The sequence below is a fragment of the Pseudescherichia sp. genome (assembly GCF_032052675.1).
Lineage (GTDB): Bacteria > Pseudomonadota > Gammaproteobacteria > Enterobacterales > Enterobacteriaceae > Pseudescherichia.
Genome location: NZ_DAMBWA010000001.1, coordinates 529,249 through 547,387 on the forward strand (window position 1 = coordinate 529,249; position 18,139 = coordinate 547,387).

At 53.3% G+C, this 18,139-nt stretch carries 15 protein-coding genes and 2 tRNA genes (1 of these 17 cut by a window edge); 8 read left to right on the forward strand and 9 right to left on the reverse strand.

Annotation, left to right across the window (positions count from 1 at the left end; genetic code table 11):
* Nucleotides 1–308: 308 nt before the first annotated feature.
* From cadC to aqpZ, 3 genes are all read right to left on the reverse strand, one after another.
* Nucleotides 309–1,829, reverse strand: a complete 1,521-nt coding sequence (cadC, locus tag RTX96_RS02460; protein ID WP_312670000.1) for a lysine decarboxylation/transport transcriptional activator CadC — start codon at nucleotides 1,827–1,829, stop codon at nucleotides 309–311.
* A 183-nt stretch (nucleotides 1,830–2,012) separates the two neighbouring features.
* Nucleotides 2,013–2,309 carry a YceK/YidQ family lipoprotein gene (locus RTX96_RS02465; protein WP_312670001.1) on the reverse strand — a complete coding sequence of 99 codons (297 nt, stop codon included), beginning with the start codon at nucleotides 2,307–2,309 and terminating at the stop codon, nucleotides 2,013–2,015.
* A 74-nt stretch (nucleotides 2,310–2,383) separates the two neighbouring features.
* Nucleotides 2,384–3,112, reverse strand: a complete 729-nt coding sequence (aqpZ, locus tag RTX96_RS02470) for an aquaporin Z (RefSeq protein WP_312268312.1) — start codon at nucleotides 3,110–3,112, stop codon at nucleotides 2,384–2,386.
* A gap of 588 nt (nucleotides 3,113–3,700) precedes the next feature.
* Between aqpZ and RTX96_RS02475 the strand changes: the two genes are divergently transcribed.
* A complete protein-coding gene (locus tag RTX96_RS02475) occupies nucleotides 3,701–4,111 on the forward strand; it encodes a Spy/CpxP family protein refolding chaperone (protein ID WP_103818945.1) in 411 nt (136 codons plus the stop codon).
* Between the two features lie 412 nt (nucleotides 4,112–4,523).
* Nucleotides 4,524–4,595, forward strand: a complete 72-nt coding sequence (ypdK, locus tag RTX96_RS02480) for a membrane protein YpdK (RefSeq protein ID WP_099458783.1) — start codon at nucleotides 4,524–4,526, stop codon at nucleotides 4,593–4,595.
* 63 nt (nucleotides 4,596–4,658) lie between these two features.
* Here the strand turns inward: ypdK and alaC are convergent, their stop codons facing one another.
* Nucleotides 4,659–5,897, reverse strand: a complete 1,239-nt coding sequence (alaC, locus tag RTX96_RS02485) for an alanine transaminase (protein WP_312670002.1) — start codon at nucleotides 5,895–5,897, stop codon at nucleotides 4,659–4,661.
* Nucleotides 5,898–6,289: 392 nt separating this feature from the next.
* Between alaC and RTX96_RS02490 the strand changes: the two genes are divergently transcribed.
* Together RTX96_RS02490 and RTX96_RS02495 are read left to right on the forward strand one after the other, a co-directional pair.
* On the forward strand, nucleotides 6,290–7,987 hold the full coding sequence (locus tag RTX96_RS02490) for a sensor histidine kinase (protein WP_103818943.1): 1,698 nt from the start codon (nucleotides 6,290–6,292) through the stop codon (nucleotides 7,985–7,987).
* A gap of 14 nt (nucleotides 7,988–8,001) precedes the next feature.
* The gene (locus tag RTX96_RS02495; RefSeq protein WP_312670003.1) at nucleotides 8,002–8,733 is read left to right on the forward strand and encodes a LytTR family DNA-binding domain-containing protein; all 732 of its coding nucleotides are present in this window, start codon (nucleotides 8,002–8,004) and stop codon (nucleotides 8,731–8,733) included.
* On the opposite strand, the gene glk is transcribed toward RTX96_RS02495, so the two are convergent.
* Nucleotides 8,734–9,699 (reverse strand): glucokinase, encoded by a 966-nt coding sequence (gene glk / locus RTX96_RS02500; RefSeq protein ID WP_103818941.1) that lies wholly within the window; start codon nucleotides 9,697–9,699, stop codon nucleotides 8,734–8,736.
* 204 nt (nucleotides 9,700–9,903) lie between these two features.
* Between glk and RTX96_RS02505 the strand changes: the two genes are divergently transcribed.
* From RTX96_RS02505 to RTX96_RS02515, 3 genes are all read left to right on the forward strand, one after another.
* Entirely contained in the window at nucleotides 9,904–11,139 is a 1,236-nt protein-coding gene (locus RTX96_RS02505; protein WP_103818940.1) for an ion channel protein, read from the forward strand.
* A gap of 70 nt (nucleotides 11,140–11,209) precedes the next feature.
* Nucleotides 11,210–12,208 carry an L-glyceraldehyde 3-phosphate reductase gene (gene mgrA, locus RTX96_RS02510; RefSeq protein WP_103818939.1) on the forward strand — a complete coding sequence of 333 codons (999 nt, stop codon included), beginning with the start codon at nucleotides 11,210–11,212 and terminating at the stop codon, nucleotides 12,206–12,208.
* Between the two features lie 120 nt (nucleotides 12,209–12,328).
* Nucleotides 12,329–12,664: a DUF2502 domain-containing protein gene (locus RTX96_RS02515; protein WP_312268317.1), complete on the forward strand. Its 336-nt coding sequence runs from the start codon at nucleotides 12,329–12,331 to the stop codon at nucleotides 12,662–12,664.
* An 83-nt stretch (nucleotides 12,665–12,747) separates the two neighbouring features.
* On the opposite strand, the gene RTX96_RS02520 is transcribed toward RTX96_RS02515, so the two are convergent.
* The gene (locus tag RTX96_RS02520; RefSeq protein WP_312670004.1) at nucleotides 12,748–13,986 is read right to left on the reverse strand and encodes an Nramp family divalent metal transporter; all 1,239 of its coding nucleotides are present in this window, start codon (nucleotides 13,984–13,986) and stop codon (nucleotides 12,748–12,750) included.
* 342 nt (nucleotides 13,987–14,328) lie between these two features.
* On the opposite strand from RTX96_RS02520, the gene RTX96_RS02525 reads away from it, so the two are divergent.
* Nucleotides 14,329–15,516, forward strand: coding sequence for a NupC/NupG family nucleoside CNT transporter (locus RTX96_RS02525; protein ID WP_103818936.1), 1,188 nt, complete (start codon nucleotides 14,329–14,331; stop codon nucleotides 15,514–15,516).
* Nucleotides 15,517–15,567: 51 nt separating this feature from the next.
* Here the strand turns inward: RTX96_RS02525 and RTX96_RS02530 are convergent, their stop codons facing one another.
* The 3 genes from RTX96_RS02530 to RTX96_RS02540 form a co-directional block, all read right to left on the reverse strand.
* Entirely contained in the window at nucleotides 15,568–17,751 is a 2,184-nt protein-coding gene (locus tag RTX96_RS02530; RefSeq protein WP_312670005.1) for an EAL domain-containing protein, read from the reverse strand.
* 219 nt (nucleotides 17,752–17,970) lie between these two features.
* Nucleotides 17,971–18,046 (reverse strand) — tRNA-Ala (locus tag RTX96_RS02535).
* 40 nt (nucleotides 18,047–18,086) lie between these two features.
* Nucleotides 18,087–18,139 (reverse strand) — tRNA-Ala (locus RTX96_RS02540) (it continues 123 nt past the right edge of the window).

Below are 18,139 nucleotides of genomic sequence, written 5' to 3' on the forward strand. Positions count from 1 at the left end.
GGTACGGATCATGAGTTGAAGCTTGTTATTGATCCGACCAACTGCCAACAAGAGTACGGATCTGCAGTAACAAAGTCCTAAGGATAAAGTGAAATAAAAACAAACTGCAAAAAAATGACACCCTGACCTTTCTGAGTTACATATCAGGATAACATCTTGAGGTCAGGAAAAGATAAACAATCTTCAATTACAATAGGTTAAGCAGGCCTCATCGTATTAAGTTAAATCTTAAACACAATACAAAAAAGACTTTTAAATAACAAAAAGAAGCATTATTTAAACATTAATTTAACCTTGTTGTCGCGCATTTACTCTTTAGAGAGGAAATTATCGAGATAGGGAACAACGCGAGTCACCGATGTTTGAAATACGCTGTTTTCGATCCAGTAGAGCGTGTTATCGCCTGGGCGTAAATTAAAGGCAGTAATATAGGCATCTGCCGCCAGACGGTTCAGCCCTTTCATTTCATAAACTTTGCCTAACAGCACATATCCAATCCAGGACATTTCCAGATTGATAGATTTGTTGATAGTTTTATAAGCCTCGTCAACGTTACCTTTACCAAGTAGATCGACGGTTTCAATTTGATACAGAATGGCCATCTCTTTCATCCCCGGCGCATCACTTACCTGCGTGATCTCGTCATTGAGCATAGCGAGCTGTTTCTCATTTAGCGGCTGCTGGGAGTGACGTAAGACATCGATTAATGCTTTTTCCGCTCTCGCATAGATAAACTCCGGAGACTGTTTTAATACCTCGTTTAACAGCTCACTGGCTTTACCTAATGAGTCAACGTCGCCTTTCATTAATAGCTGATGAGCCTGATAAAAGGTCACCAGTGACGTGCTCTGGGCAGGCATATACTGGGCGAGCATCGTCTGCAAAAGGTCCGGCCACGGCTGGGTCAGCGCCTCGGACAGGCTGGTCATAAGGTCGTTTTGAATCGATAGCTGGTTATCGCTGGTTACGAAATAGCGTTTATCAAGCATGGTTGAATCATCAGCGTTATCGACCAGCTTAATCGACATAAAGCACTGCTGGGCGCGGTAGTGCCGCTGATTAACAAATTCAATGGTCAGTGTTTTTCCTGAGCTGCTGGGTTCGTTGATGTTGTAGTTAGTTTTGTCGTGAACCATAAAGGTGGAGAAGGTGTTCAGCGTGGTGGTGATCAGGCTGCCCAGCCCCACCGCATAGGCGTGCTGCGTGCTGCGGTTGGTACAGCCGCTGCTATCGACCAAATGGATATCGATATCGCGCGGGTTCAGCAGCAGACGAGTTTTAGTTACCGGTGGATGAGCATCAATCGTTGCCAGCGCAACCAGCGCCACGCATGAGCCCAACGCCAGCAGGAATAGCCCCCAGACAATAAATGCATTCAGTCGGCGACGGAGCGAACCCTTTTCAGGTGGCAGTTCAGCGAGTGTTTCAGGTGCTGTTTCAGGTGCTGCTTCAGGCACCCCCTCTGGCACAGGCAGCGTAATAGCACCAGCCTCCTCCGCTTCTTCACTACTCCAGGCCACCGCTACCGTTAACTTATAACCCCGCTTGGGTACCGTGACGATATACTCAGGCGCGTTAGCATCACCATCTTTTAATGATTTACGCAGCTCGGAAATACTCTGGGTAACAACGTGACCTGTGACCACACTGCGTGTCCAGACATTATCAATCAATTCGTCCCGAGTCAGAACCTGCCCCGGATGGTGAGCAAAGAAAACCAGAAGATCGATTAAGCGTGGCTCAAGGGTAAGCTGACGTCCCTTACGGCTGATTTGGTTAATAGAGGGTGTAACCAGCCACTCACCAACATACACAACGGGCTGTTGCATATTAAAACGCCCCAAAGCGGAAAAGAAAAAGTGAGGCAGGAGTATACCATGATTTAATGTACTATAGACGGCAGCTATCACCACTGAAAATGAGCTATACGGCGTTCCTCGCAATATTTTATAAGGCCATCGCGCGCTTTATTGTACTGCCGACCACTGCCCTGACGAGAGGCGTACAGGACGTTAACCTTTTTTCGGCGAAGATGACGCGCTGGACGTTTGAAGGCGCCACGGTCCATGAAAATAGTCAACCGGCAGCATCAGCGTATCGCCGATTAACGACAGGGGCATATCCAACGTCCACAGCGTCCCTTGCACAAAGTTATAGTCATGCTCGCTATCCCCTTTAACCACGTCAATATCCGTTTTCGGGCCTGGATACCATGTCTCGCCCTGAGCAAGGCTGGTTCGCCCCATTACCGAACCGCATCCGGAGAGCAGCAGGCAGCTTAGAAAGCTACAGACAAACTTTCGTTTCATTATTTACTATATCCATCAACGCTTGGGCAGATAGCCATCCGCACCGCCTGAGAAGGGTACGGATGGCCCTACTACTACTCTTTTGCTGTCTGCGCCTGCTTCGGCAGGGAGACAGTATCGCTAAGCAGAACCCGGTAGATCAGCCCGCCGATCAGACCACCGGCAAGTGGCATTACCCAGAAGACCCACAGCTGTTGCAGCGCCCAGGTTCCCTGGAAGATCGCTACGGCAGTGCTGCGTGCAGGGTTAACAGAGGTGTTGGTCACCGGAATGCTGATGAGATGGATAAGCGTTAAAGCAAGGCCAATTGCCAGCGGCGCAAACCCTACCGACGCGTATCTGTCCGTTGTACCAAGAATGACTAACAGGAAAAATGCCGTCAGTACCACTTCAGCTATCGCGCAGGCGGCAAAGGAGAAGCCGCCTGGTGAATGTTCGCCAAAGCCGTTGGAGGCAAAGCCGCTCAGCGTCGCATCAAAGCCCGCTTTACCGCTGGCGATAAGATAGAGCACCGCTGCCCCGACGATACCGCCAATTACCTGGGCAATAATGTAGGGAATGACGTGACGAGCAGGCGTACGACCTGCAACCCAAAGCCCCAGCGTCACTGCCGGGTTAAAGTGGGCACCGGAGATATGGCCTACGGCATAGGCCATCGTCAGTACGGTCAGGCCAAACGCCAGCGCCACGCCGACAAACCCTATTCCAAGCTCAGGGAACGCTGCTGCCAGAACTGCGCTGCCGCACCCGCCCAAAACCAGCCAGAACGTGCCAAAAAACTCAGCCGATAACATTCTAAACATAAAAACCACCTTTAAAGAGTGTTAAAAAACTTCCTGCAAGCACAGGCGTAAATAGTGATACCTTTAATAAAGAACCGTATAGATTGACAGGTCTGACTGCTACCGGCCAATATTCAAGAAACGAGATCAACTGCCAATAAATAAAGAGATAATAATGGTCCTGTACGGAAGTATAATTTCCGGAGAAGAGTATTCCCCTCATACAAACTTATCAATCTGAAAAAATTCAAAAAAGCGTAATTAATCAATGCGGATCTCTCACAAGCCCCGTAAAGACTGGCTTTGCCTGCCTGTGCCAAAAATAGATTTATCTCAAATAAAATTAATTACTTATGTAACATATTCACCATATAAATTTAAAACCATCATCTATTCATTAATTAATATAAGTAACGGAGCCTACTATTATTTTCATTCGGTTACCATTGGCAAAACAAATCTGCGTGGCTATGCGATATTAAATGCGTATGCTGTGTTTCGACGGAAGAGACTTATTATACTGTTTTTTCCCAATACGTTATTACAGCAGATAGCGGCGACAGGATGTGCTCGCCAGCTTGCTTTCATCTTGCTTGTTGGATTAAAAATATGAACAAAATTTTGCGTTCCGCTTTACTGGTCTCCGCACTGGCTCTCTCTTCAGGCGCGGCTTTTGCAGCAAATGTCTCTACGGCACCGGCGCCGTCTCAGGATCCTATCGTGCAGCACCTGAAACTGAGCCAGGATCAGGTCACGAAAATTCAGCAGCTGCACCAGCAGCTCAAAACTAATATTCAGCAAATCAAGATCACCGGTGCGAAAGATGGCGCAATCATCGATATGATCCGTTCAGGGAAATGGAATGATAATACGGTAAAAACGCAGCTGACCGCCTTCGGCAATGCCGAACAGCAGGCGCGTTACTACAAGGTGAAGTACTACTTCGACCTTAATCAGATCCTGACCCCGGCACAGCGTCAGCAGGTACAGGACGATCTGGCTAAAGCCGCAATGGAATAATTTCGTCGCCCGCCATCCCCCGGCGGGCTTTTTAATGTGCTGACAGCAGCTGATGATAGTGATCAAACGCACACTTTTCCGCCAAATATTCCTTATGAATCAAGCGCAAAAAAGGCGTTGCCGCAGCGTTAATCGCGTCGCTGAAAGGCAAATGATTGCAGAAGGAAATAAAAGTGTCGCCGTTCCACGACACAGCTAAGCACCTAAAATTATTAAAAAAAAAGCCTCTTGCACCCTGTAATAATTAAGCGTACATTAGCGCCGTCTGGCGTAAGGTACGCCCGAAATTCTGGGGTGATGCTGCTATCCTAAGCGAGAAAATTCTCAATTTGGCTTTGGTGCAGTTTCAGCTCTCTATAATCAGTCCTGATGTTCATTAATGCGTACCCTGACGTATGCGGAGTGATGAAACGTGAAATATTTTTTTATGGGCATTTCCGTGATGGTCATTGTATGGGCCGGCACCTTCGCCCTGATGATCTGAGCAGCTGTCACGCATAAAAAAACAGGAGCCATTTGGCTCCTGTTTCTATTCTATCAAGCGATTCTACTCGCTCTCTTCCGCAGATACTTTTGGCGTAACGGGAAGCAGGCCATCGGCGCGGAACATCGCTTTAATTCCACGCACCGCCTGACGAATACGGTCCCGGTTCTCGATCAGGGCAAAACGCACGTGGGTATCGCCATATTCACCAAACCCTACCCCAGGTGAAACGCAGACTTTTGCATCATTGAGCAGCTTCTTAGCGAACTCCAGCGAGCCCATCTCGGCGTAGGCGTCTGGGATCTTTGCCCATACGTACATGGAAGCTTTAGGCATCTCCACCATCCAACCCGCCTCGTGCAGCCCTTTAACCAGTACGTCGCGACGGCGTTTATACTGGTCGGCTATATCGCGCACGCACTGTTGATCGCCTTCAAGCGCAGCAATCGCCGCCACCTGCAGCGGCGTAAAGGTGCCGTAGTCGTGATAGCTTTTAATTCGCGCCAGGGCGTTCACCAGCTCCGGGTTGCCAACCATAAAGCCAATTCGCCAGCCCGCCATGTTATAGCTTTTTGACAGAGTGAAGAACTCTACCGCTACGTCGCGAGCGCCAGGCACCTGCATAATGGACGGCGCTTTCCAGCCGTCGTAAACGATATCGGCATAGGCAAGATCGTGCACGACCAGCACGTCATAACGCTTCGCCAGCGCAACGACTTTTTCAAAGAAGTCCAGCTCCACGCACTGCGCTGTTGGGTTCGAAGGGAAGCCGAGGATCATCATTTTTGGCTTCGGATAGCTTTCGCGAATGGCGCGCTCCAGCTCATTAAAGAAGTCAACGCCCTCGACCAACGGCACGGAGCGGACCTGCGCCCCGGCGATGACCGCGCCATAGATATGGATCGGATAGCTTGGATTGGGTACCAGTACGGTGTCGCCATGATCGAGGGTGGCCAGCATCAGGTGCGCCAGCCCCTCTTTAGAACCAATGGTGACGATGGCTTCGCTTTCCGGATCGATCTCAACCTGATAGCGCTCCTGATACCAGCGGGAGATCGCCCGCCGCAGGCGTGGAATGCCGCGAGACGTTGAGTAGCCGTGGGTATCGGGGCGCTGCGCCACGGTACAGAGCTTTTCAACGATGTGCAGCGGAGTCGCGCCGTCAGGGTTGCCCATGCTGAAGTCAATAATATCTTCGCCGCGCCGGCGCGCAGCCATCTTCAGCTCGGCAGTAATGTTAAAAACGTAAGGGGGGAGACGATCGATACGCGTAAAGCGACGTTCAGGACTGAATTCAGCCATAGATTCCTCGGATAACGTGAGCGCCCGGACCGTCCGAGCGACGTTGCCACCTGTCGTAGTGGCATAGCATTGAAAATAGCCTGAAAAATTTCCCACTGTCGAGAGAAAAAGTAAAAATTGTTTGCTGGTGAAAAAGCGGAACCGCTGGCTGGCTGATGATGAGCGCCGGTGTTAATTTAAACAACAAACGTAAAAATTCTTAACACGATGATATCAATGAAATTACGCTAAGGTTACCTGGTTTATCAGGATCTGATGCCCGGACTGCTCCAGCTGGACAATCCCCTTTTATGTTCATGGTTTTTCCCTGTTTTTCATCCGGGAAGTTAACTGGTCTTCTGTCGCTAATTTTTTTATCATCTCTTTTTCACGTCATTCACACTGAGCTATCCGTGCACGAAATTTTCACTATGCTGCTGGCGGTTTTCGATCGCGCGGCGTTAATGCTTATTTGCCTGTTCTTTCTGATCCGCATCCGCCTCTTCCGTGAGCTGCTGCACAAAACGGCCCACTCACCAAAAGAGTTGTTGGCCGTGACCGCTATCTTCTCGCTGTTTGCCCTGTTTAGTACATGGTCAGGCGTGCAGGTCGAGGGCTCGCTGGTTAACGTACGTATTATTGCGGTTATGTCAGGGGGGATCCTGTTCGGGCCGTGGGTCGGCATTATCACCGGCGTGATTGCCGGCACCCACCGCTACCTGATCGATATCGGCGGCGTGACCGCTGTCCCCTGCTTTATTACCAGTATTATCGCGGGCATCCTCTCCGGCTGGATCAACATTAAAATCCCGAAAGCACAGCGCTGGCGCGTCGGGATCATTGCGGGCATGCTGTGCGAAACCCTGACGATGATTTTGGTCGTGCTCTGGGCGCCTACTACCGAGCTGGGACTGGATATCGTCTCAAAGATCGGCGTGCCGATGATCTTAGGCACGGTGTGCATCGGTTTTATCGTGCTGCTGGTGCAGAGCGTTGAGGGTGAAAAGGAGGCCAGCGCGGCGCGTCAGGCGAAGCTGGCGCTGGATATTGCCAATAAAACGCTGCCCCTGTTCCGTCACGTGAACAGCGAGTCGCTGCGCCAGGTGTGCGATATTATCCGCCGCGATATTCACGCCGATGCGGTCGCCATCACCAATATCGATCATGTCCTTGCCTACGTCGGCGTCGGCGAGAATAACTATCGAGACAGCGATGACATTATCAGCCCCACTACCCGCCAGGCGATCGACAACGGCCAAATCGTGATTAAAAACAACGATGAGGCGCACCGAACTCCAGAGATCCACTCCATGCTGGTGATCCCCCTGTGGGAGAAAGGCGTGGTCACCGGCACGCTGAAAATCTACTACTGTCATGCCCACCAGATCACCTCGTCACTGCAGGAGATGGCGGTAGGCCTGTCGCAAATCATCTCCACCCAGCTGGAGGTCTCGCGCGCCGAGCAGCTTCGTGAAATGGCCAACAAAGCGGAGCTGCGGGCGCTTCAGAGTAAAATTAACCCGCACTTCCTGTTTAACGCGCTGAACGCCATCTCCTCGTCGATTCGCATGAACCCGGATACCGCCCGGCAGCTGATCATCAACCTGTCGCGCTATCTGCGCTATAACATCGAGCTCAATGACGATGAGCAGATCGACATTAAAAAAGAGCTTTACCAGATTAAAGATTACATTGCCATCGAGCAGGCACGGTTCGGCGACAAGCTGACGGTGATTTATGATATTGATGAAGAGGTCACCTGCGTGATCCCAAGCCTGCTGATCCAACCACTGGTCGAGAACGCCATCGTCCACGGGATCCAGCCCTGCAAAGGGAAAGGCGTGGTGAATATTAGCGTGGAAGAGTGTGGCAATCGGGTGCGCATTGCCGTGCGCGACACCGGCCACGGCATCGATCCCAAAGTCATTGAGCGCGTTGAAGCCAACGAGATGCCTGGGAATAAAATCGGCCTGCTGAACGTTCATCATCGCGTGAAGCTGCTCTACGGCGAAGGTCTGCACATTCGCCGTCTTGAGCCGGGTACGGAGATTGCCTTTTACGTACCGCATCAACGCACGCCGGTTCCCGGACCGGCTACGCTACTGCGTTAAACAGGAGAGCCAGAGTGAAAGTTATCATCGTTGAAGATGAGATCCTCGCCCAGCAGGAGCTAAGCTGGCTTATCAAAGCGCACAGCCAGATGGAGATTGTCGCCACCTTTGATGACGGTCTGGACGTACTGAAATATCTTCAGCACAACAAGGTAGATGCCCTGTTTCTGGATATCAACATTCCGTCGCTTGATGGCGTGCTGCTGGCGCAAAATATCAGCCAGTTTGCGAATAAGCCTTTTATTGTGTTCATTACCGCGTGGAAAGAGCATGCGGTAGAGGCGTTTGAGCTGGAGGCGTTTGACTACATTCTGAAACCCTACCAGGAGTCGCGCATCATTACCATGCTGCAAAAGCTGGAGGCCGCCTGGCAGCAGCAGTCCGGCATGAGCGGCAGCACGGTAGCGGCCCGCGAGAACGACACCATCAACCTCATTAAAGATGAGCGCATTATCGTGACCAGCATCCACGATATCTACTACGCCGAAGCCCATGAGAAGATGACGTTTGTCTATACCCGGCGCGAATCCTACGTCATGCCGATGAATATCACTGAGTTTTGCAGCAAGCTGCCGACGGCGCACTTTTTCCGCTGCCATCGCTCCTACTGCGTCAACCTCAATAAGATCCGGGAGATCGAACCCTGGTTTAACAACACCTATATTCTGCGGCTACGGGATCTTGATTTTCAGGTTCCCGTCAGCCGCAGCAAGGTTAAAGAGTTCAGGCAGCTAATGCACCTGTAATCAGAGGATATAGCCCAGGGTCTGGCGCATATGCGCACCTGCACCCAGCAGGCCAGGGTTGTCATGGACGATCAGATAGACCGGAATGTCCTGAACGTAGGCTTTGAAGCGCCCTTTATCCTCAAAGCCGCCGCGGAAGCCGGATGCCTTAAAGAAGTCGAGGAAGCGCGGCACGATACCGCCTGCAATATAGACCCCGCCAAAGGTGCCCAGCGTCAGCGCCAGGTTGCCACCAAAGCGGCCCATCACCACGCAGAACAGCGACAGCGCCCGGCGGCAGTCGGTGCAGCTGTCCGCTAATGCACGCTCGGTCACGTCTTTCGGCTGCAGGTTTTCCGGCAGCCGACCGTCGGATTTCACAATCGCGCGGTAGAGATTGACCAGTCCCGGGCCTGAGAGCACGCGCTCGGCAGAGACATGCCCAACCTCGGCACGCAGCTCCTCCAGAATAATGGCCTCCTCTTCGCTGTTAGGCGCGAAGTCAACGTGGCCACCCTCACCCGGCAGGCTTACCCAGCGCTTATCAACATGCACAAGGTGCGCGACGCCGAGACCGGTTCCCGCGCCGTAGACGGCAATCGGTTTACCTTCGACCGGCTCCCCGCCGCCAAACTGGGTCAGATGCTCTCTGTCCAGCATCGGGATCGCCATCGACACGGCAGTAAAGTCGTTGATGATCTCCAGATGAGCAAAGCCGAGGTTCTTCTTCATCTCAGCAATGGAGAAGGCCCAGGTGTGGTTGGTCATGGCGACCCAGTCGCCGGTAATCGGGCAGGCGATGGCAATAGAGCCATCTTCAACACTGACGTTGTGTTCAGCAAGGTAGACGCGAACCACGGCTTCAAGGCTTGGGTAGTCCAGCCCGGAATAGGTCTTAGCCTGGGAAATTTCGCCGTTGGCGACATCGCATAGCGCTAAACGCGCATTGGTGCCGCCTACGTCTCCTACTAAAGCATACTTTGTCATTCTTTTACGGCTCCGCTAAAGTCAGAATAAATCTTTGGCACACTGTAAATTCAAGGCGCTGTAACAACAACGACCATAGCACGAGTGCTGAGGGATTATAGAGCTTCATCACAGAATAACTTTACTCTTTCCGCATCATTTGTGTCGACGCCGCCAGGCGAACCGTGCAATGGTGCACTTTAGTGAAAGCAGAAGGAAATCATCATGCTCCATCCGCGAGCCAGAACCATGCTGTTGCTGTCGCTTCCCGCGCTGATTATTGGCATCGCGTCGAGCGTTGTGCTGGTGGTGGTGATGAAAGTCGCCTCCGTGCTGCAATCAATTCTCTGGTCCAGCCTGCCAGCAAAGCTGGGCATCCCCCTGGACTCGCCCTTCTGGACGCTGCTCATGCTGACCCTGACCGGCGTGGTCGTTGGGCTGGTGCTGCGCTACAGCACCGGTCACGGTGGGCCGGATCCGGCGACCGAGCCGCTGATTGGCGCGCCGGTGGCCACCTCTACCCTCCCCGGCCTGCTCTGCGCGCTGATTATTGGCCTGGCGGGGGGCGTCAGCCTTGGGCCTGAGCACCCTATCATGGTGGTCAATATCGCCCTGGCGGTTGCGGTAGGCGCACGTCTCTTTCCCCGGGTGACGGCCCTGGACTGGACGGTTCTGGCCTCGGCCGGCACTATCGGCGCACTCTTCGGTACCCCGGTCGCGGCGGCGCTGATCTTCTCTCAGACCCTGGGAGGGAACAGTGATGTCCCGCTGTGGGATCGCCTTTTTGCCCCGCTGATGTCCGCCGCCGCGGGTGCGCTGACCACCAGCCTCTTCTTCCATCCGCACTTCTCGCTGCCGATTGCTCACTACGGGCAGATGCAGCTGGTAGATATCTTCAGCGGTGCAGTCGTGGCCGCCATCGCCATTGCGCTGGGGATGATCGCGGTGTGGTGCCTGCCGCGCCTGCATCAGGTGATGCACCGGCTGCGTAACCCAGTGTTGATCCTCGGCATCGGCGGCTTTCTCCTCGGCATTCTTGGCATTATCGGTGGTCATATCACCCTGTTTAAGGGGCTAAGCGAGATGCAGCAGCTGGCGTTCAGCCAGACCTTTACCGTCAGCGACTACCTGCTGTTTGCGGTAGTGAAGCTTGCTGCACTGGTGGTGGCCGCCGCCTGCGGCTTTCGCGGCGGACGCATCTTCCCGGCGGTCTTCGTCGCGGTGGCGCTGGGGCTGATGCTGCATGAGCATGTTGAAGCCGTACCGGCAGCCATTACCGTGTCGTGCGCCATTCTCGGTCTGGTGCTTGTCGTGACCCGCGACGGCTGGCTGAGCCTGTTTATGGCGGCCGCGGTTGTGCCGGATACCACTCTGCTGCCGCTGCTATGCATCGTGATGCTCCCCGCGTGGCTGCTGCTGGCGGGAAAACCGCTGATGATTGCGCCACGTCGCAAAGATTAATCCCCGGGCGGGTTTCCTGAGCCCTTCCGGTGTAATGTCTTTTGTTTTACAGAACAGAGAGGATAACTGCATGGTTTATCAGGCTAATCCTGAGCGCTATCAGGCAATGGAGTATCGCCGCTGCGGCGAAAGCGGCATCAGGCTGCCGGCCATATCGCTGGGGCTGTGGCATAACTTTGGCGACGCCACCCTGGTGGAGACCAGCCGCCAGCTGCTACGCCACGCCTTTGATTTGGGTATAACCCACTTTGATCTTGCCAATAACTACGGCCCGCCCCCTGGCTCTGCCGAAAGCAACTTTGGCCGCATTCTGCGGGAAGACTTTTTGCCTTACCGCGACGAGCTGATTATCTCCTCGAAGGCCGGGTATACCATGTGGGACGGCCCCTACGGCGACTGGGGATCACGCAAGTATCTTATTGCCAGCCTCGATCAGAGCCTGCGCCGGATGGGCCTTGAGTATGTCGATATCTTCTATCATCACCGCCCGGATCCGCATACGCCGCTAAAAGAGACCATGCGCGCGCTAGACCATATCGTGCGCCAGGGGAAAGCGCTCTACGTCGGCCTGTCTAACTACCCGGCGGATCTGGCCCGTGAGGCCATCGCTATCCTTGATGACCTGGGCACCCCCTGCCTGATCCATCAGCCGAAATACTCGATGTTTGAGCGCTGGGTCGAGGATGAGCTGCTGGATCTGCTGGCAGAGAGAGGGGTCGGCAGCATTGCCTTTTCACCGCTGGCGGGTGGTCAGCTAACAGACCGCTACCTGAACGGCATTCCGGCCGATTCGCGGGCCGCCAGCGGCAGCCGCTTCCTCAACCCGGATCAGCTTACCGATGAGAAGCTAGAGAAGGTGCGTAAGCTTAATGCTCTGGCCCAGGGGCGCGGGCAGAAGCTCTCCCAGATGGCGCTGGCGTGGGTGCTGCGCGGGGACAGAGTCACCTCGGTGCTGATTGGTGCAAGTAAAATTGCCCAACTGGACGATGCGGCGGGCATGCTGGCTAACCGCCACTTTACCGAGCAGGAGTGTGCCATCATCGATGCGATTCTGAACGGCACGGATTAACTCTTTTTTAACAAAAAGTGCTGCCCTCCACGAATTAGGAGTTAAGCCGATGCTACGGGTCTTTACGTCTCGTAATATTTGCTTACAGGCCATCGTGGCCCGCTCGTGGAGGAAATTTTTATGTTCAGGTCACTTATTCTGGCAGCACTGTTAATGGCTACTACAGCCCCGCTGGTCGCCCACGCCGGTGAGATCACACTGCTACCGTCTATAAAACTACAGATTGGCGACCGGGACGATCGGGGCCACTACTGGGATGGCCGAGACTGGCGCGACCGGGACTACTGGCACCGTCACTATCAGTGGCGTGATAACCGCTGGCGTCCACACGATCGCGGCTACCATCGTGGCTGGGACAACCGTAAAGCCTATGAGCGCGGCTATCGCGAAGGCTGGCACGATCGCAGCGACCGTCGTGGCCCGGGACGCGGTCATGGACACGGCCATCACCATTAATCTTGCCCGGCGGCGCTGCGCTTGCTCGAGTCTACTCTCCGTAGGCCTGATAAGCGCAGCCGCCACCCGGCGTTACTCCCACATTACAGTCCCAGCGCCATCCCTATCAGCAACCACAGGTTAAGGCCTACCACCAGACCCACAATCACCCAGCCGAGGCGTTTTACCAGTCGGGTATTGACCAGCTCGCCCATCAGCTTACCGTTGCTGGTAAAGATCAGCAGCGGCACCAGCGCCAGCGCGATACCGAAGCTAAGCAGTACCTGGCTCATCACCAGAATACGCGTCGGATCCAGTCCCATCAGGATCACAATAAACGACGGCAGCATGGTGATAGACCGACGTAGCCACAGCGGAATGCTAAAGCGGACAAACCCCTGCATCACGACCTGCCCGGCCAGCGTCCCCACTACCGTAGAGGAGAGTCCTGCCGCGACCAGGCTCAGACCAAAGATGGTCGCTGCCGCATGGCTTAACAACGGTTCAAGGGTAAGGTAGGCCTGATCCAGGTCAGCAACGCCGGTATGGCCGCTAAAATGAAACGCAGCGGCGGCCGTTGCCATCATCGCCAGGTTAACGAAGCCGGCAATGGTCATGGCAATTGCCACGTCCCACTTGGTTGCTGAGTAGCGCTCTTTGCGCGATCCGCTGTGCAGATTCTGGGTGAGCGAGGAGTGCAGATAGATGACGTGCGGCATAATGGTTGCCCCCAGCACGCCCGCAGCCAGAAACACCGCTTCGGTGGTCGGCAGGCTGGGGATCAGCATCCCTTTGCCCAGATCCACCAGCTTAGGCTGGGAGAAGATGAGCTCTACAACGTACGCAGCCGCGACAAAGAGTAGCAGACCGCCAATCACTTTCTCCAGCGGCTTATCGCCGCGACGCTGCAGCATCAGGATCAGGAAGGTGGCAATCCCGGTCAGCACCGCCCCCTGCAGCAGCGACACGCCGAGAATAAGCTTAAAACCAATTGCCGCCCCGATGAACTCCGCCAGATCGGTAGCCATAGCGATGATTTCCGCCTGCACCCAGTAGAACCAGACTACCGGCCGTGGATAGCGATCGCGGATATGCTCAGCAAGGTTTTTGCCTGTTGCAATCCCTAGCTTGGCGGAGAGCACCTGGATCAGCATCGCCATCAGGTTAGCCCATACAACAACCCATAGCAGCTTATAGCCGAAACTGGCGCCGGCCTGAATATTGGTAGCAAAATTACCGGGATCGATGTAGCCAATCGCCGCCACAAAGGCCGGTCCCATCAATGCGAACCGAAGCTTTCGCGCTGTACGCCCGCTACTACTTTCAACGCTGCTATCGTTCATTTTTGCCTCTAATATAGCCTTTGCTATGTTTCATGCTAGCAAAATGCGAATGATTATCAAGTTCGCTTGGGTGGATTTCTTCGATAGATAAAACCGATTAACGGAGTGAAGGACAGGAAAAGAGCGATAGTGCGTGGGTAAGTAACCCGATGTGTTACAGTTTAGCAGCGTAAATGGGTTTTACACTTCTTTTATTAACATAACAAAATTGTATCTTTGATCACTATTTTTGAGTCTCGTCACAGGACATTACGATAGTGTGTATTTGATCTCGTTTTATTTACTCTTGTTTCATAGAATGTGCACGAAAACTAAACCTGCCTCATGTTTGGAGCAAAAAGTATGTCCCGCGTTCTTCACTTTGTTTTGGCGCTTGCCGTTGTGGCGCTTCTGGCCTTGCTGGTCAGCAGCGATCGCAAGAAAATTCGTATTCGTTTCGTTGTTCAGCTTTTGGTTATTGAAGTCTTACTCGCCTGGTTCTTCCTGAACTCCGACGTCGGCCAGGGCTTCGTGCGTGGCTTCTCCGAGATGTTTGAAAAACTGCTCGGCTTTGCCAACGAAGGGACCAACTTCGTCTTTGGTAAAATGAACGATGAAGGTCTGGCATTCTTCTTCCTGAAAGTGCTCTGCCCTATCGTCTTTATCTCTGCGCTGATCGGTATCCTGCAGCACATTCGCGTTCTGCCGATTGTGATCCGCGCTATCGGTACCGTGCTGTCAAAAGTTAACGGCATGGGCAAACTGGAGTCGTTTAACGCGGTAAGCTCGCTGATTCTGGGGCAGTCAGAAAACTTTATCGCCTATAAAGATATCCTCGGCAAAATGTCGCGCAACCGCATGTACACGATGGCAGCTACGGCGATGTCCACCGTCTCCATGTCAATCGTTGGCGCGTACATGACCATGCTGGAACCAAAATACGTCGTTGCGGCGCTGGTTCTCAACATGTTCAGCACCTTTATTGTTCTGTCGCTGATTAACCCGTACCGCGTGGATGAGAGCGAAGAGAACCTGCAGATGGCTAACCTGCACGAAGGCCAGAGCTTCTTTGAGATGCTGGGTGAGTATATCCTGGCAGGCTTCAAGGTGGCGATTATCGTTGCTGCCATGCTGATCGGCTTTATCGCGCTCATCTCTGGCCTCAACGCCCTGTTCGCCGCCGTGCTGGGCATCTCCTTCCAGGGCATTCTGGGCTACATCTTCTACCCGGTTGCATGGGTAATGGGCGTACCGGCCGGCGAAGCGCTGCAGGTAGGCAGTATTATGGCGACCAAACTGGTCTCTAACGAATTCGTTGCCATGATGGACCTGCAGAAGATCGCCAGCACCCTGTCACCGCGTGCGGAAGGGATCCTCTCCGTGTTCCTCGTCTCCTTTGCTAACTTCTCCTCTATCGGCATTATTGCAGGCGCCATTAAAGGTTTGAACGAAGAGCAAGGTAACGTGGTATCACGCTTCGGCCTGAAACTGGTCTACGGCTCTACGCTGGTCAGCGTGCTGTCTGCTTCTATCGCTGCGCTTGTGCTGTAAGATAGATATCACTCGCGAGCAAAACCGGGGCCTGCCCCGGTTTTTTTATGCCTAGTCCGCTAGCTTCTCGGGTTTACCCAACAGATAGCCCTGCAGATAGTCCACCCCCAGCGAGAGCAGCAGATCGCGCTGCTCTTCGGTCTCTACATACTCCGCCACTACCGTCAGGGATTTGGCTTTCGCCATAAAGCAGATGGACTTCACGATCATCGCGTCCAGAGAGTCGGTGAGAATATCCTTCACGAAGCAGCCGTCGATCTTCACGATGTCAGCATGCAGGCGCTTCAGGCGCTCAAAGTTAGCGTAGCCGGTACCAAAATCATCGATTGCAATCTTGAAACCGTAGTTTTGCAGGCGCTGAATGTTGTGCATGCTGGTCTCCGAATTGGAAAAAGCCTGCTCTTCGGTTATCTCAATAATCACGCACTGAGGCGCAACGCCATAGCTTTTAAACAGGGCCATAATCTGCGTGGCCGACTCCTTTTGCATCAGGGTCAGCGGCATCAGGTTAACGGAGAATCGCGCCTGGGTACCAGGAACCGGATGCGCGCGCAGCCAGCGCAGCAGCGTCTCCAATACCTGCATATCAAAGCGAATACTCAGGTTAAACTGGGCAATGACCGGCAGAAAACGGTCAGGCGTCAGAATTTCACCCTCCACGGAGAGGCGGGTCAGCACCTCATGGTACCCCACCCCGTCCGCGTTCTGGATCGGCTGGGCATAGAGCAGCAGCCCCTCCTCCTCCAGCGCACGTTTCACGCGGTTAAGCAGCAGCACGCGCTCGGTAGTGTGGTCGCATACGGTTTCAAGACTCTGGGTCAGGGCCAGCACGTGCGAGGTTGAACAGGCCTGCTCGGAGAGCCAGCTCAGCTGCCCTAGCGTCTGGTGAAAGATCTCCCCAGCGCCTTCGATAATTCCCCAGGAGGCACCAAATTCGATATCCATTGCGGTGTGATGCCAGAAAATTTTTCTTCCGCTGAGGTAGTCCACCATATGCTGAAGCCGCGCCGTCGGTTCGGCGCCGTTGAGCAGCAGCAGCAGCTCGCTTCCCGGTAGCTGGTACACCTTCTCATTTCTCATCAGCAGCGGCTGCAGCTCACGAGTGATGCTGCGCTTGCACTGAACGCGCATCATCATGCCGTAGTGGCGACTAAGAAACTCCAAATTGCTGATGTGTAGGCAGCAGACCACTCGGTGGGTATGCTTCTCCAGCTGCTGTTCAAGCGCGCGCAAATTCGGCAGGCCGGTAAGCGGATCGGTGAGCGCCTGCGCCTTCCATGCCCGCTTAAGCCACTCGCTGCGCCGATAAATAGCAGCCATATAGAGAATACAAATGGTAAAGGAGATCAGTACCGACAGCACGAAGGCCATCGAGTATTCGGTATAGACGCCCTGCAAGAAATTTTGATTGTTGGCGAGCAGCATCAGGGCGGTAAATGCCCAGCTCAGACCAATTAACGGTGGGCTTAGCTTTCCGATACCTAAAGTAAATAGAATAAAGATGACCGGGACCAGATAGCCAGCTATATAGTCAGACTGATAAGGTGAGCAGACGACGATAAGAAAAAAGGTTAATGTCAGTAGCCAACCTAAAGTGAAATTTCTTTTTCGCCGCGACAAAAAAGGTTTGATGCTTTTTCGCCACAGCGTCCGACCATAGCGGGGATTAACCAGCATGCGCAGCGGATAATAAAACATCATGGTAAAAATCAGCGCCGCGCAAATCAGGCTTTGAATATCAATGATGCTATAAATAACCGAGCCTGTATCAAAAAACTTAGCCACTGTAGTAGGGAATGCCACTCGGCTACCTGCAGCGTACATGGCTGCCTTGATACCGGCTGGAGCAACAAACGCTAGCCAGACGGTACGCACCCCCATGTCTCTGTTTGGTAAGCCGTGCCGCCAGCGAGTACCCAGCTGCCAGCGCACAATGGTGCAGGTCAACAGGAGGGGAAAGAAAAAGCAAAAGAGAAAAACCGCCGTTTGCAGTAGCGTTAAATCGAGCAGCCACTCATAAATCAGCGCAAACCCTGCCATCAGCGGAAGGATAGCCCGACGGCCAAATAGCAGGATCATCGCCAGCGATACGCTGAGCGGTAGCCATGCCAGGAAGATTTCGCTTGCATCCACCTGAGCACGGGGGGAAATAAAACGGGAAACCGGAACAACTGCCATACATATTATTAACGCAATTAAAAACGTTTTCACATGATTGTATATTTTCATTTTCATTTGAGTTAATAAATGTGCTCTTGCGCGCAGTTTTGCCGGGCAGAAATAATAGGTTTATTCACACGGTGAATCAAGTTGGCGAATTGATAGTGAAATGGTGCTTAACTATCGTTAAGCAACGACCGAGGGCCCAGGGCCGCTATAACATGTTACTGACGGTTGATGAAACAGAAATGACAGGCATAAAAAAACCCTCGCGTAATGCGAGGGTCTGAATTTTGGTGGAGCTAAGCGGGATCGAACCGCTGACCTCTTGCATGCCATGCAAGCGCTCTCCCAGCTGAGCTATAGCCCCACAATTTTCTTTACGCACCAAATCTGTTGGGTTCAGAATTTGGTGGAGCTAAGCGGGATCGAACCGCTGACCTCTTGCATGCCATGCAAGCGC

What these genes read in the sequence shown, in the direction of transcription:
- cadC (WP_312670000.1), bottom strand. Translation starts at nt 1,829, where the DNA reads ATGCAACAGCCCGTTGTGTATGTTGGTGAGTGGCTGGTTACACCCTCT.
- RTX96_RS02465 (WP_312670001.1), bottom strand. Translation starts at nt 2,309, where the DNA reads ATGAAACGAAAGTTTGTCTGTAGCTTTCTAAGCTGCCTGCTGCTCTCC.
- aqpZ (WP_312268312.1), bottom strand. Translation starts at nt 3,112, where the DNA reads ATGTTTAGAATGTTATCGGCTGAGTTTTTTGGCACGTTCTGGCTGGTT.
- RTX96_RS02475 (WP_103818945.1), top strand. Translation starts at nt 3,701, where the DNA reads ATGAACAAAATTTTGCGTTCCGCTTTACTGGTCTCCGCACTGGCTCTC.
- alaC (WP_312670002.1), bottom strand. Translation starts at nt 5,897, where the DNA reads ATGGCTGAATTCAGTCCTGAACGTCGCTTTACGCGTATCGATCGTCTC.
- glk (WP_103818941.1), bottom strand. Translation starts at nt 9,699, where the DNA reads ATGACAAAGTATGCTTTAGTAGGAGACGTAGGCGGCACCAATGCGCGT.
- RTX96_RS02505 (WP_103818940.1), top strand. Translation starts at nt 9,904, where the DNA reads ATGCTCCATCCGCGAGCCAGAACCATGCTGTTGCTGTCGCTTCCCGCG.
- mgrA (WP_103818939.1), top strand. Translation starts at nt 11,210, where the DNA reads ATGGTTTATCAGGCTAATCCTGAGCGCTATCAGGCAATGGAGTATCGC.
- RTX96_RS02515 (WP_312268317.1), top strand. Translation starts at nt 12,329, where the DNA reads ATGTTCAGGTCACTTATTCTGGCAGCACTGTTAATGGCTACTACAGCC.
- RTX96_RS02520 (WP_312670004.1), bottom strand. Translation starts at nt 13,986, where the DNA reads ATGAACGATAGCAGCGTTGAAAGTAGTAGCGGGCGTACAGCGCGAAAG.
- RTX96_RS02525 (WP_103818936.1), top strand. Translation starts at nt 14,329, where the DNA reads ATGTCCCGCGTTCTTCACTTTGTTTTGGCGCTTGCCGTTGTGGCGCTT.
- RTX96_RS02530 (WP_312670005.1), bottom strand. Translation starts at nt 17,751, where the DNA reads ATGAAAATGAAAATATACAATCATGTGAAAACGTTTTTAATTGCGTTA.